Below are 12,947 nucleotides of genomic sequence, written 5' to 3'. Positions count from 1 at the left end.
GGGAAGTTTCACCGTGACCACCACGACCGACCTGGAGTCGTACGAGGACGCACTGGCGTCGTACGACCCCGTCATGGGCCTCGAGGTCCATGTCGAACTCGGCACCAAGACGAAGATGTTCTGCGGCTGTTCGACCGAACTCGGTCAGGATGCCAACACGCAGACCTGTCCCACCTGCCTCGGCCTGCCCGGCGCGCTCCCGGTCGTCAACGCGATCGGCATCGAGTCGGCGATCAAGATCGGTCTCGCGCTGAACTGCGAGATCGCCGAGTGGTGCCGGTTCGCCCGGAAGAACTACTTCTATCCGGACATGCCGAAGAACTTCCAGACCTCCCAGTACGACGAGCCGATCGCCTTCAACGGCTACCTCGACGTGCAGCTGGAGGACGGCGAGACCTTCCGTGTGGAGATCGAGCGCGCCCACATGGAGGAGGACACCGGCAAGTCGACGCACGTCGGCGGCGCCACCGGCCGTATCCACGGCGCGTCCCACTCCCTGCTGGACTACAACCGCGCCGGCATCCCGCTCATCGAGATCGTCACCAAGCCGATCGAGGGTGCGGGCGAGCGCGCCCCCGAGGTCGCCCGGGCGTACGTCCGTGAGCTGCGCGAGGTCATCAGGGCGCTCGGCGTGTCGGAGGCCCGGATGGAGATGGGCCAGATGCGCTGCGACGTGAACCTGTCGCTGCGCCCGCACGGCCGGGAGAAGTTCGGCACCCGCAGCGAGACCAAGAACGTGAACTCGCTGCGGTCCGTGGAGCGTGCGGCCCGTTTCGAGATCCAGCGGCACGCGGCCGTCCTGAACGGCGGCGGGACGATCATCCAGGAGACCCGCCACTTCCACGAGGACACCGGGTCGACGACCTCGGGCCGCGTGAAGGAGGAGGCCGAGGACTACCGGTACTTCCCGGAGCCCGACCTGGTGCCGGTCGCCCCGTCCCGCGAGTGGGTCGAGGAGATCCGCGCCGGGCTGCCCGAGATGCCGTTGGCCCGCCGGGGCCGGCTGATCGCCGACTGGGGCGTCTCCGCCACCGACATGCAGTCGATCCTCAACGCCGGTGCGCTGGACCTGATCGTCACCACGATCGACGCCGGCGCCGACGCGGCCTCCGCCCGCAAGTGGTGGATGGGCGAACTGGCCCGCAGCGCCAACGAGTCCGGAAAGTCCCTCGACGAGCTGGCGATCACCTCCGAGCAGGTCGCCCGGGTCGCCGAGCTGGTCACCTCCGGGGACCTGAACGACAAGCTGGCCCGCCAGGTCATCGAGGGCGTCCTCGCGGGCGAGGGCACCCCGGACGAGGTCGTCGTCAAGCGCGGGCTCAAGGTCGTCTCCGACGACTCGGCGCTCGGCACGGCCGTCGACGAGGCCATCGCCGGCAACCCGGGCATCGCCGAGAAGATCCGCGGCGGCAAGGTGGCCGCCGTCGGCGCCCTCGTCGGCGCCGTGATGAAGGCCACCCGCGGACAGGCCGACGCGGCCCGCGTCAAGGAGCTGATCCTGGAGAAACTGGGCGTCAGCGAGGGCTGAGACCCGGCAGCTTCAAGAAGGGATGCATTGACTCGTCGGTGCATCCCTTCTCCCGTTCTCAGCCCGACGCGCTACGCTCGCCCGCCATGAGTGCACGAACCGACTCCGACCCCGACAGCGACATAGAGGACGGCGACACGAAGGACGGCGACATCGAGGACACGGACACGGACACGGACGACGAACTCGACTTCGAGGACGCCCGGCGGGCCCGCTGGACCGCGACCGGCACCGGAGCGCTGCTCACCCTCGCCGGCCTCGCCGCGTCCCTGCTGCGCCTGACCGGCTCCTCCCCGGCCCTCGTCCCGGCGGCCTACGCCCTCGGCGCCGCCGTCTGCGCCCTCGCCGCGCTGCTGGGCTCCCGCGGCCGGACCCGGCGCGCCCTGTGGCTGCTGATCGCCGGCGTGATGGTGATGGCGTTCGGCGACCAGGCCGACTGACACCGTCGCCGTTATTGTCCTGTGACAAGACTCGCACTCTTGTGAAAAGACGCACTACCGCATCAAACGATCTTCAGCGCCTGCGAGAGTGACCACACATCGCTCATAAGTTCTTTGCGGGCTGTTCAGTTCAGGCACGACGGTTCCCGGTCAAAGATCCACAATTCGGCCTCCGGGAGCACCAGTGGCAGCCCTCGCACGATGGTGTGTTCGCAACCGCCTTCTCGCGGTTCTGCTCTGGCTCCTCGCCCTCGGCGCCACGGCCGGCGCCGCCGCCGTCACCGGCTCCGCGTACTCCAACGACTACGAGGTCCCCGGCACCGAGTCCGGCCGCGCCACCCAGCTCCTCGAGGCGGGCTTCCCGGATCTCGGAGGGGACAGCGACACCGTTGTCTGGCACACCGCCTCGGGCACCGTCCGCGCCGCCGACGTCGAACAGACCATGACCGGCACGCTGGAGCGGATCGCCGACCTGCCCGGCGTGGCCTCCGTCGCCGGCCCCTACGACGACCAGGGCAGCGCACAGATCAGCAGGGACGGGCGCACCGCCTACGCCGTCGTCGTCTTCGAGGACCGCGCCGAGGACCTCGACGAGGGCCAGGCACAAGCCGTCGTCGACGCCGCCCGGGCCGCCGGGACCGACGGGCTCCAGGTCGAGCTGGGCGGCACCGCGATCGGGCTCACCGAGTCCTCCGGCGGGCATCTCGCCGAGGTCGTCGGCGTGGTCGTCGCCGCGGTCGTGCTGTTCCTCGCCTTCGGCTCGCTCGCCGCGTCGCTGCTGCCCATCGCCACCGCCCTGGTCGGCGTCGGCACCGCGTACGCCGGCATCGTGCTGCTCGGACACGCCATGACCGTCGCCGACTTCGCGCCCATGCTCGGCATGCTCGTCGGCCTCGGCGTCGGCATCGACTACGCGCTGTTCATCGTGACCCGGCACCGGCGCGGGCTGAAACGGGGGCTCACGGTCACCGAGGCCGCCACGCACGCCGTCGCCACCACCGGACGCGCGGTCGTCTTCGCGGGCGCCACCGTCTGCATAGCCCTGCTCGGCATGTTCATCCTGCGCCTGAGCTTCCTCAACGGCGTGGCGATAGCGGCCTCCCTGACCGTCGTCCTCACGGTCGCCGCCTCCGTGACCCTGCTGCCCGCGCTGCTGTCCCTCATCGGCATGCGCGCCCTCAGCCGCCGCGAGCGCCGCCGGCTCGCCGAGCACGGGCCCCAGCCGGAGGTGCCGGCCGGGTTCGCCGCCCGCTGGTCGGCGTTCGTGGAGCGCCACCCCAAACTGCTCGGCGCCATCGCCCTGGGCGTCATCTCCGTCCTCGCGCTGCCCACCTTCGCCCTCCACCTCGGCACCTCCGACCAGGGCAACAACCCGAAGTCGGCCACCACCCGCCAGGCCTACGACCTCCTCGCTGGGGGCACCTCCCGCTCGAGCGCAGCCGAGAGTGGGGGAGGCTTCGGCCCGGGCGTCAACGGTCCGCTGACGCTGGTGACCTCCGTCCACGGCGCCGAGGACCGGCTCGCCCTCGACAGCCTGGACCTCGCCCTGCGCACCACCGAGGGCGTGGCGTCGGTGACCCCGGTGACCTTCGACTCCGGCGGCCGCACCGCGTATCTCACCGTCGTGCCGGAGTCCGCCCCGCAGTCGCAGCGCACCAGCGAACTCGTCGACCGGCTGCGCACCGAGGTACTGCCCCGCGCCGAGGCCGGCACCTCCCTCGACGTGCACGTCGGCGGCGTGACGGCCGGTTACGACGACTTCGCGGACGTCATCGTCGGCAAACTGCCGCTCTTCGTGGGCGTCGTCATCGGCCTGGGCTGTCTGCTGCTCCTGCTCGCGTTCCGGTCCGTCGGCATACCGCTCAAGGCCGCCGCGATGAACGTGGCCGCCGTGGCCGCCGCCTTCGGGGTCGTCGTCGCGATCTTCCAGTGGGGCTGGGGGAGCGAGCTGCTCGGCCTCGGCCGGGCGGGGCCGATCGAGCCCTTCCTCCCCGTGATCATGGTGTCGGTGCTGTTCGGCCTCTCCATGGACTACCAGGTCTTCCTGGTCAGCCGGATGTACGAGGAGTGGCTGGAGACCGGCGACAACCGGCGCGCCGTCCGGATCGGCCTCGCCGAGACCGGCAGCGTGATCAACTCCGCCGCGGTCATCATGATCTCCGTCTTCCTCGCCTTCGTCCTCAGCGGCGACCGGGTGATCGCCATGTTCGGCATCGCGCTGGCCTCGGCCGTCGCCCTCGACGCGTTCGTCCTGCGCACCCTCCTCGTCCCCGCCCTCATGCACCTGCTCGGCGGCGCCAACTGGTGGCTGCCGCGCTGGCTGGACCGGCGGCTGCCGCGGATCAGCATCGAGCCGCCCGAGACCCGCGCCGCCCATGAGAGGCTCACCGAGGTAGTGGAGGCACTGGAGAAGGAGCCGCGGCCCGATGTACGCGATATCGCTGGGTGACGACGGAGCGGAACTGCGCCCCCTGGAACCCTGGCACGCCGAGGAGTTCCTGGCGCACCTGGAGCGCGGCCGGGAGTTCATCAACCAGTACGTCCCGTTCGGCTCCAAGGCCACCGACGTGGCCGGCGCGCGGGAGGCGCTGCAGCGGTACGCCGACATGCGCGCCGCCGACACCGGCTCGCTGCACGGCATCTGGCAGGACGGCACGCTCGTCGGCGGGGTGCTCTTCCTGAACTTCGACGCCGAGGCGGCGAACTGCGAGGTCGGCTGCTGGCTGGAACCCGACGGCACCGGCCGCGGGCTGATCACCCGGGCCATCCGGGTGCTGATCGACTTCGCCGTGGAGCAGCGCGGGATGCAGCGCGTCGAGTGGGTGGCCGCCGCGGGGAACACACCGAGTCTGAACGTCGCCCGGCGGCTGGGGATGACCCGCGACGGCGTCCACCGGCAGGCCTACCCCTATCGTGGGGTGCGGCACGACCTCGAAGTGTGGTCCGTGCTGGCCCAGGAGTGGCGCGACGCACGCGCGCGCGGCGCTCACAACGATCATTAAGGGACCTCTCAGAGAGCGTCCGTACGGTGCGAGGTATGGGAACCAAGACTGTTGACGAGGCCGGCGCAGAGACCGGCCCCGAGGCGAAGACCGACGACAAGAAGGTGGACGTCACCAAGACCGACGCCTCGGACGAGGTGACGCAGCCCCGGGAGAGCGACGAGGCCGCCGACACCGAGGAGACCGACGAGGCCGCGGACTTCGAGGAGGGCGCCGACGAGCTCGTCGCCGAGCAGGGACCGACCGGCGTCGGCCAGGGCGCGGGCGCCGTCGTCGCCGCCGTCCTCGGCTTCGTGTCGCTCACCGGCAGCTGGATCGGCACGGTCGCCGGGGCCCGGCAGACCCTCGTCGGCCAGCTGGAGACCTCGTCCTCCGCGAGCGTCGCCACGCAGATCCAGGCCGTCTACGGCGACGCCTGGCAGACCACCGCGCTGTGGGCCGGCCTGTTCGCGCTGGCCGCGCTGGTCGTCGGCGTCGTCGTGCTGGCCCGCCCGGCCTTCGGCAACCCCGCCCGTCCCCAGGCGACCTGGATCAAGTCGGTCTCCTGGGCCGGCGTCGCGCTCGGCGTCATCGGACTGCTCCTCGCCGTCCTGAAGTACACCGACGCGCTGCTCGGCCTGCCCTCCGCGAGCTGAGTTCCCGCACGTCACGAGGGGTCTTAGGCCCGCCGTAAGCACCTTACGGCGGGCCTTAAGACCCCTCAGGCGCGTCTAAGGCCCCGCCCGCCGCCGAAGATGCGGAACTCTCCCGATGTGGCGGACCCCCCTGGGAGACGAAGGTTGAGGCATCGCAACAAGCGAAGCCGGAAAAACCGACCTCAGGGGACACCCACCATGTACGAGTACGAGCTTCAGCAGGCCCGTTCCGCCGAACTCCTCCGCCGGGCCGCACACGAGCTGCAGGTCCGCGAGGCCGTCCGCAGCGCCCGCGCCGCCCGCCGCGAGGCCGCCGAACGCGCCGCCGCCGAACGGTCGGACGGCGGGGCCGAGAGCGAATCGCATACCGGCCGCCTCCGCCGGCTCCGGTTCGCCCGGCCGGCGTGAACCCCCGCGCCGGGGCGGGCGCAGTGGCGGAGGGCGGCCGCACGGGGGTCGGCCGCCCTCCCCTCGGGAGCCCGGGCGGCCCGGCGATAACCGCTGGGCCGCCCGCACCCCCGCGTGCCATGCTCGCCCCCGTGGAGACCAGGTCCGTCAGCCCCGTCTTCGTCGGTCGCGCCGACGAGTTGGACACCCTGAACGACGCGCTCGCCCGCGCCGCCGCGGGAGAGCCACAGGCACTGCTCATCGGCGGTGAGGCCGGGGTCGGCAAGACCCGGCTCGTCGAGGAGTTCGCCACGGCCGCCCACCGCCGGGACGCGGTCGTCGCGCTCGGCGGCTGCGTCGAGATCGGCGCCGACGGACTGCCCTTCGCCCCGTTCTCCACCGCCCTGCGCGCCCTGCACCGGGCTCTGCCGGACGAACTGGCCGCCGCCGCGGCCGGTCAGGAGGAGGAACTCGCCCGGCTGCTGCCGGAGCTGGGCCGCAGCGGGACCGGCCGGCACGACGAGGAGGGCATGGCGCGGCTCTTCGAACTCACCGCCCGCCTCCTGGAACGCGTCGCCGCCGACCGCACGGTCGTCCTCGCCCTGGAGGACCTGCACTGGGCCGACGCCTCCACCCGCCACCTCCTGTCCTACCTGCTGCGCACCCTGCGCACCGGCCGGCTGGTCGTCCTCGCCACCTACCGCGCCGACGACATCCACCGCCGCCACCCGCTGCGCCCCCTGCTCGCCGAACTCGACCGGCTGCGCACGGTCCGGCGGCTCGACCTCGCCCGCCTCACCCGCGACGAGGTCTGCCGCCAGATCGCCGGGATCCTGGCCCAGGAACCCGACCCCGACCAGGTCGACGACATCTTCCGACGCTCCGACGGCAACGCCTTCTTCGTCGAGGAACTCGCCGTCGCCGCCCACGAGGGCTGTCGCACCGGCCTCACCGACACCCTGCGCGACCTGCTGCTGGTCCGTGTCGAGGCGCTGCCGGAGGGCGCTCAGAAAATCGCCCGGATCGTCGCCGAGGGCGGCTCCACCGTCGAGTCCCGGCTGCTCGACGCCGTCGCCCGGCTCGCCGAGGACGAGCTCATCGAGGCCCTGCGCGCCGCCGTGAACGCCAACCTCCTGCTCGCCACCCCCGCCGGCGACGGCTACCGGTTCCGCCACTCCCTGGTCCGCGAGGCCGTGAGCGACGACCTCCTGCCCGGCGAACGCTCCCGCCTCAACCGCCGCTACGCCGAAGCCCTCCAGGCGGACCCGACCCTCGTCCCCGGCGAAGAGCGCGTCATGCGGCTGGCCAGCTACTGGTACCACGCGCACGACCCGGCGAAAGCCCTGCCCGCCGTCCTGGACGCGTCCGTCGAGGCCCGCTCCCGGCGCGCCTACAGCGAACAACTGCGGCTCCTGGAACGCGCGATGGAACTGTGGGAGACCGCGCCCGAGGACATCCGGGCCGCCCTGCGCCCGGTCGACTACACCGAATCCTTCCCTCCCTGCGGCTGCGACCCGGCCACCACCCCGCTGCGCTACCTCGACCTCATGGCCGAGGCCGCCGTCGCCGGCCGCTACTGCGGCGAACGCGAACGCGCCCTGAAGATCACCAAGCGCGCACTGCACCTGCTGGACGACGACAACGACCCCCTGCGCTCCGCCTGGTTCTGGGTACAGCGCTCCCGGCTGATGCGCTCCCTGGGCCGGGGCAGCGGCCGCGGGGAGCTGGCCGCCGCCCAGGAGCTGGTGCGCGGTCAGCCGCCCAGCGAGGTGCACGCCGAGGTGCTCATGCACATCGCCAACTGGTCCATGCTCCACGCCCCCGGCCCCGACGCCTACGCCGACGCCGAGCGGGCCGTGGAGTACGCCCGCCTGGTCGGCGCCCGCGAGACCGAGCTCAACGCCCGCCAGATCCTCGGCGTCCTCATGGTCCACGCCGGCCATATCGAGGCCGGGCTCGCGGAGCTGTACGAGGTCAGGGAACGGGCCCTCGCCGAGGACATGCCGCCCGTCGCCCTCAACGCCTACGTCAACCTGCCCTCCGAACTGGAGGCGGTCGGCCGTTCCAGGGAGGCCGTCCCGATCCTGGAGAAGGGCCTCGCCTTCGCCGAACGGCACGGACTGCCCGACACCGAGGCCTGGATGGCGAGCAACCTCGCCGAGTCCCTGTTCTCGCTGGGCCGCTGGGAGGAGGCCGACCGCGCCTGCGCCCTCGCCGGACGGCTCGGCCAGGGCGTGGCGATCCGCGGCACGCACGCCGCCCTGTGCGCCGAACTCGCCCTCGCGCGGGGCGACTTCACGGAGGCCGATCGCCGACTCGCCGCCGGGCATGACTTCTTCGCCGCCCATGAACACGCGCCCCAGCACCACTTCCCCCTCGCCCGCCTTGCCATCGGACTTGCCGCGGCCGAGGGGCGCCCCCTGGACGCCCGCGCCTGCCTCGCACCCGTCCTCGACCGCGACTTCCCGCCCGGCACCCAGAACTACGCCTGGCCCCTGCTGCTCGCCGCCGCCTCCGCGGAGGGCGACGCCCGCGCACTGCCCGCCGCCGAACCGGGCCGCGCCGAACTCCTCGACCGGATCCGCGCCGTCGCCAAGCAGCTCGCCACGCTCGCCCCCGTCTGGCAGGCCCACGAACGCTGGGTCCGCGCGGAACTCCTGCGCGCCGAGGGCCGCACCGACCCGGACGACTGGTCCGAGGTGGTCGCCGCCTTCGAGCGCCTGGACCGCCCCTACGACCTGGCCCGCACCCGGCACCGCCTCGCCGAGGCCCTCCTCTCCGTCGGCGGCGAGGACGAACGCGACCGCGCCGCCGAACTGCTCCGCCTCGCCCACGCGGTCGCCACCCACCTCGGCGCCCGCCCGGTCGCCGAGGCCGTCACCCTGCTCGCCCGGCGCGCCCGGTTCTCCCTGCCCCTCACCCCGGGCCGCCCGGACCCCGACGCCGACCCCCTCACGGCCCTCGGCCTCACCAGCCGTGAACGCGACGTCCTGCGCCTGGTCTCCGTAGGCCGCAGCAACCGCCAGATCGCCGAGGAGCTCTTCATCTCCCCGAAGACCGCAAGCGTCCACGTCTCGAACATCCTCTCCAAGCTCGATGTCACAGGCCGCGGAGAGGCGGCAGCCCTCGCCCACCGACTGGACTTGTTCCCGCCGGGGGCGGGGGAGGGGGTGGTGGCGCGATAATGGCGGCGGCAGGCCACCAGGAGGGAACAGCGATGTTCAACGCCTTCGAGGAACTGTTCTCACCGGGTCGCAAGCACACCCGGGACGAGCAGAACAGGCTGGAGCTGACCCGGGAGGACGTCGGCGACGCCGATCCCGGGCGCGGGCCGATAGACCTCGCGTCCGGCAAGGTCGTGGTGCGGGCCCCCGAGGACGGCGCCCCGAAGGGGCGCGGGCTGTGACATCTGCGGCTCCGCCGCGATGGGGGTCCCCCCGCTCGAGCGAAGCCGAGAGTGGGGGAGCGACCAGCCACGACGGACCCGCTGACGAGGTACCGGATCTCCTGGTCTCCTGGTCTCCAGCGGAGCGGGTCAGCTCACCTGGAGCTCCAGTATTCGGTCGTCGCCCGGCTTCGGGTCGCCGCGGCCGTCCGTGTTGCTGGTCGTGACCCACAGTTTGTCGCCGCCCGCCGACACCACCGTGCGCAGCCGGCCGTACTCGCCCTCGAGGAAGGACTGCGGGTCCGCCGAGGCCGCCGTGCCCTTCAGCGGGATGCGCCACAGGCGCTGTCCCTTCAGCCCCGCCATCCAGATCGAGCCCTCGGCGTAGGCGATGCCGCTGGGAGAGGCGTCGTCGGTGCCCCACTGGGCTATCGGGTTCTTGTAGGCGTCGTCCTTCGACTCGCCCTCCGCCTCCGGCCAGCCGTAGTTCGCGCCCGGTTCGATCGCGTTCAGTTCGTCCCATGTGTTCTGGCCGAACTCCGACGCGAACAGGCGCTGCTTGGAGTCCCAGGCCAGACCCTGCACATTGCGGTGGCCGTACGAGTACACCGCGGAGTCCGGGAACGGGTTGCCGGGGGCCGGTTCGCCCTCCGGGGTCAGCCGCAGGATCTTGCCGCCCAGGGACTTCTTGTCCTGGGACAGACCCCGGTCGCCGCTCTCGCCCGTGCCGACGTACAGCATGCCGTCCGGGCCGAACGCGATCCGGCCGCCGTTGTGGATCGTGCCCTTCGGGATGCCCTTGAAGACCGTGTCGGGCGCTCCCAGCCGGTCCCCGGCGGGCCGCTTCGCGTCGTAGATCATGCGGACGATGCGGTTGTCCGAGGCCGAGGTGAAGTACGCGTAGACCATGTGGTCCGAGGCGTAGTCGGGGGAGAGCGCGAGGCCCAGCAGGCCGCCCTCGCCCGCGGCGGAGACGCCCGGCACCTCGCCGACCCCGCTCTTCTCGCCCGTCTCCTCGTCCACCAGTGTGATCGTCCCCTCGTCGCGTGAGGCGACCAGCAGGCCGCCCTCGGGGAGGGGAGCGAGGCCCCAGGGGCTGTTCAGGCCCTCGGCGACGGTACGCACCACCTTGACCGTGCCCTTCGCGGGCGGGGTCTCCTCGGCGGACGGGGACGGCGAGGACGCGGACGCCGTCGTCGTACCTCCCGGCGAGGCGCTTCCGGCCGCCCCGGCCGTTCCTCCGCCCTCGGAGGAGCAGCCGGCCGTCAGCAGGAGTGCGCTCGTGGCCAACACGGCCGACACAGCTCGACGTTGCACGATCATGTCCCTTCGGCACGGAGGCGCCTTCGGCGGGCCCCACCTGTCCTACGCCGCAGACGCCTCAGGGGTTCCCGATCCGCGTCGACCGACCCGAAAGCGGGACCTGAAGCAGGATCCGAAGCGGGACCTGAAGCAGGATCCGAAGCGGGAACCGAAGCGGCACCCGAAAGCGGCGCTCACTCCCACGATCCCCGTGCCCCCGGCAGTTCCGCCACCTCCGCCAGGTCCTGCGGCGTCAGCCGCAGCGCGGACGCCTCCGCGTTCTCCGCCACCCAGCGCTCGTGCTTGGCGCCGGGCACCGGGACCACGTGCCGGCCCTGCGCCAGCACCCAGGCAAGAGCCACCTGCGCCGCTGTCACCGCGTCCCCGTGCCGGGCGGCGACCCGGCGCAGACCGGCGACGATCGGCTGGTTCGCGGCCATCATCTCGGCGGTGAACCGGGGGTGCCGGGCCCGCATGTCGTCGGGTTCGAAGCCCTCGCCGGGGGTCAGCGTGCCGGTGAGGAAGCCGTTGCCGAGCGGCATCGCCGCCATGAGGCCGACACCCCGCGCCGCGCACCACGGCAGCAGGTCGTCCAGCGCCTCCGGCGACCACACCGACAGCTCCGCCTCCACCGTGCTCACCGGGAAGACCTGCTGCACGCGCCGCAGCTGCCGAATCGTTCCGTCGTGCAGCCGCCCACCGGATCGCCGACCGCCCCGCGCCCCCACCGCGCACAGCCCCAACGCCCGCACCTTGCCCGCCGCCACCAGCTCGGCCATCGCGCCCCAGGTCTCCTCGACCGGAACCTCGGGGTCGGCACGGTGCAGCTGGTAGAGGTCGATGACGTCCGTCTGCAGCCGGCGCAGGGAGGCGTCGCAGGCCCGCTTCACATACCCGGGACGGCCGTTGGCCACGACGTGCTGCTCACCGACGAGCAGACCGACCTTCGTCGACACGAACGCGTCCTCGCGCCGCTCCTTCAACACCCGCCCCACCAGGAGCTCGTTGGTGAACGGGCCGTACATGTCGGCGGTGTCCAGCAGGGACGAACCCGCATCCAGCGCCCGGTGCACCGCCCTGAGCGACTCGTCGCCCCGCTGCCGCGACCCGCTGTACGCCCAGCTCATCGGCATGCACCCGAGTCCGACGGACCCCACCTCGAGCGCCCCCGCGCCGATCCTCCTGCGCTCCACCTGCCCGAAACCCTCCCTCTCCAGACCCCCCAACCTAACCTCTGTGTCGACGTGTGCCTGACATAGCCTCCTGACCATGAGCTCTGACATGGCACTCGACGTGTGGCTGCCCCTTCCGCCCGAAGACATCGACGGTCTTCCCGAGGGGCTCGACTACCGCTTCTGGGACGGGGGAGAGGCCGGGGACCAGGAGTTCCCGGGCGATCCCGCGGACTGTGCCTTCTATGTGGTGCCCTACCTGAAACAGCAGTCCGTCAAGGTACGGCCGCTGCGGCAGATGCGCCGCCTGCAGGTCGTGCAGACGCTCAGCGCCGGCGTCGACGACGTCAGCGTGCAGCTGGCGGATCTCGTGCCCGGTGTGCGGCTGTGCAACGCGCGCGGGGTGCACGAGGCGAGCACCGCCGAGCTCGCGCTCACCCTGACCCTCGCCGCCCTGCGCGGCATCCCCGACTTCGTGCGCGCCCAGGACAAGGGGCTGTGGCAGAGCGGGTTCCACCCCGCGCTCGCCGACAAGAACGTGCTCATCGTCGGATACGGCTCCATCGGCTCCGCCATCGAGGACCGGCTCGTGCCCTTCGAGGTGGCGCGGGTGGCGCGCGTCGCGCGCTCCTGGCGCACGACGGCGCGCGGGCCTGTGCATCCGATCGCCGAACTGCCCGCCCTGCTCCCCGAGGCGGACGTCGTGATCCTGTCCACGCCGCTGACCGAGAGCACCGTCGGCCTGGTCGACGCCCCCTTCCTGGGCCGGATGAAGGACGGCGCACTGCTGGTCAACGTGGCCCGCGGCGCGGTCGTCGACACCGAGGCGCTGCTCGCCGAAGTGGAGACCGGCCGCATCACCGCAGCGCTGGACGTCACCGACCCCGAACCGCTGCCCCCGGGCCACCGGCTGTGGACCGCGCCGGGCGTCCTCGTCAGCCCGCACGTCGGAGGCCCCACCTCCGCTTTCCTGCCCCGGGCCAAGCGCCTGCTGGTGGACCAGTTGAGCCGCTTCGTGAACCGGGAGCCGCTGCGGAACGTGATCCTTACGACGGGCACGGCGAACGGATCGTGACGGCCTCGGCACTCCCGTAGT

General features: G+C 72.3%; 11 protein-coding genes. 9 read left to right on the top strand and 2 right to left on the bottom strand.

The features are described 5' to 3' along the window. Window positions 1-13 precede the first annotated feature (13 nt). The 8 genes from gatB to ACWD4O_RS40495 all read left to right on the top strand — a co-directional run bounded on the left by gatB (window position 14) and on the right by ACWD4O_RS40495 (window position 9,398). A complete protein-coding gene (gatB, locus tag ACWD4O_RS40530; RefSeq protein ID WP_451288055.1) occupies window positions 14-1,528 on the top strand; it encodes an Asp-tRNA(Asn)/Glu-tRNA(Gln) amidotransferase subunit GatB in 1,515 nt (504 codons plus the stop codon). 86 nt (window positions 1,529-1,614) lie between these two features. Next, window positions 1,615-1,968, top strand: coding sequence for a hypothetical protein (locus ACWD4O_RS40525; RefSeq protein ID WP_451288054.1), 354 nt, complete (start codon window positions 1,615-1,617; stop codon window positions 1,966-1,968). 184 nt (window positions 1,969-2,152) lie between these two features. After that, window positions 2,153-4,417: an MMPL family transporter gene (locus tag ACWD4O_RS40520; RefSeq protein WP_451288053.1), complete on the top strand. Its 2,265-nt coding sequence runs from the start codon at window positions 2,153-2,155 to the stop codon at window positions 4,415-4,417. Then, on the top strand, window positions 4,395-4,970 hold the full coding sequence (locus ACWD4O_RS40515) for a GNAT family N-acetyltransferase (RefSeq protein ID WP_451288052.1): 576 nt from the start codon (window positions 4,395-4,397) through the stop codon (window positions 4,968-4,970). Before ACWD4O_RS40520 ends, ACWD4O_RS40515 begins: the two co-directional genes overlap by 23 nt. A gap of 35 nt (window positions 4,971-5,005) precedes the next feature. Beyond that, entirely contained in the window at window positions 5,006-5,605 is a 600-nt protein-coding gene (locus ACWD4O_RS40510) for a hypothetical protein (RefSeq protein ID WP_451288051.1), read from the top strand. Window positions 5,606-5,803: 198 nt separating this feature from the next. Beyond that, window positions 5,804-6,013, top strand: coding sequence for a hypothetical protein (locus ACWD4O_RS40505; protein ID WP_451288050.1), 210 nt, complete (start codon window positions 5,804-5,806; stop codon window positions 6,011-6,013). A 119-nt stretch (window positions 6,014-6,132) separates the two neighbouring features. Next, window positions 6,133-9,177 (top strand): ATP-binding protein, encoded by a 3,045-nt coding sequence (locus tag ACWD4O_RS40500; RefSeq protein ID WP_451288049.1) that lies wholly within the window; start codon window positions 6,133-6,135, stop codon window positions 9,175-9,177. Window positions 9,178-9,209: 32 nt separating this feature from the next. Then, window positions 9,210-9,398: a DUF6191 domain-containing protein gene (locus ACWD4O_RS40495; RefSeq protein WP_351916513.1), complete on the top strand. Its 189-nt coding sequence runs from the start codon at window positions 9,210-9,212 to the stop codon at window positions 9,396-9,398. Window positions 9,399-9,527: 129 nt separating this feature from the next. On the opposite strand, the gene ACWD4O_RS40490 is transcribed toward ACWD4O_RS40495, so the two are convergent. Both ACWD4O_RS40490 and ACWD4O_RS40485 read right to left on the bottom strand, forming a co-directional pair. Continuing rightward, complete coding sequence (locus tag ACWD4O_RS40490; protein WP_451288048.1) at window positions 9,528-10,700, bottom strand: PQQ-dependent sugar dehydrogenase; 1,173 nt, start codon at window positions 10,698-10,700, stop codon at window positions 9,528-9,530. Between the two features lie 173 nt (window positions 10,701-10,873). Continuing rightward, window positions 10,874-11,872, bottom strand: a complete 999-nt coding sequence (locus ACWD4O_RS40485; protein WP_451288047.1) for an aldo/keto reductase — start codon at window positions 11,870-11,872, stop codon at window positions 10,874-10,876. Window positions 11,873-11,960: 88 nt separating this feature from the next. Between ACWD4O_RS40485 and ACWD4O_RS40480 the strand changes: the two genes are divergently transcribed. Continuing rightward, entirely contained in the window at window positions 11,961-12,926 is a 966-nt protein-coding gene (locus ACWD4O_RS40480; RefSeq protein WP_451288072.1) for a 2-hydroxyacid dehydrogenase, read from the top strand. The last annotated feature ends 21 nt before the right edge of the window (window positions 12,927-12,947 follow it).

It is taken from the genome of Streptomyces sp. NPDC002623 (assembly GCF_053592635.1).
Note: the sequence above shows the minus strand (reverse complement) of the source record. Positions and strands in the feature narration are given on the sequence as shown.

Coding starts and splice junctions, on each gene's coding strand:
- ACWD4O_RS40525 (WP_451288054.1), top strand. CDS start 1,615: ATGAGTGCACGAACCGACTCCGACCCCGACAGCGACATAGAGGACGGC.
- ACWD4O_RS40515 (WP_451288052.1), top strand. CDS start 4,395: ATGTACGCGATATCGCTGGGTGACGACGGAGCGGAACTGCGCCCCCTG.
- ACWD4O_RS40510 (WP_451288051.1), top strand. CDS start 5,006: ATGGGAACCAAGACTGTTGACGAGGCCGGCGCAGAGACCGGCCCCGAG.
- ACWD4O_RS40505 (WP_451288050.1), top strand. CDS start 5,804: ATGTACGAGTACGAGCTTCAGCAGGCCCGTTCCGCCGAACTCCTCCGC.
- ACWD4O_RS40500 (WP_451288049.1), top strand. CDS start 6,133: ATGCTCGCCCCCGTGGAGACCAGGTCCGTCAGCCCCGTCTTCGTCGGT.
- ACWD4O_RS40495 (WP_351916513.1), top strand. CDS start 9,210: ATGTTCAACGCCTTCGAGGAACTGTTCTCACCGGGTCGCAAGCACACC.
- ACWD4O_RS40490 (WP_451288048.1), bottom strand. CDS start 10,700: ATGATCGTGCAACGTCGAGCTGTGTCGGCCGTGTTGGCCACGAGCGCA.
- ACWD4O_RS40480 (WP_451288072.1), top strand. CDS start 11,961: ATGGCACTCGACGTGTGGCTGCCCCTTCCGCCCGAAGACATCGACGGT.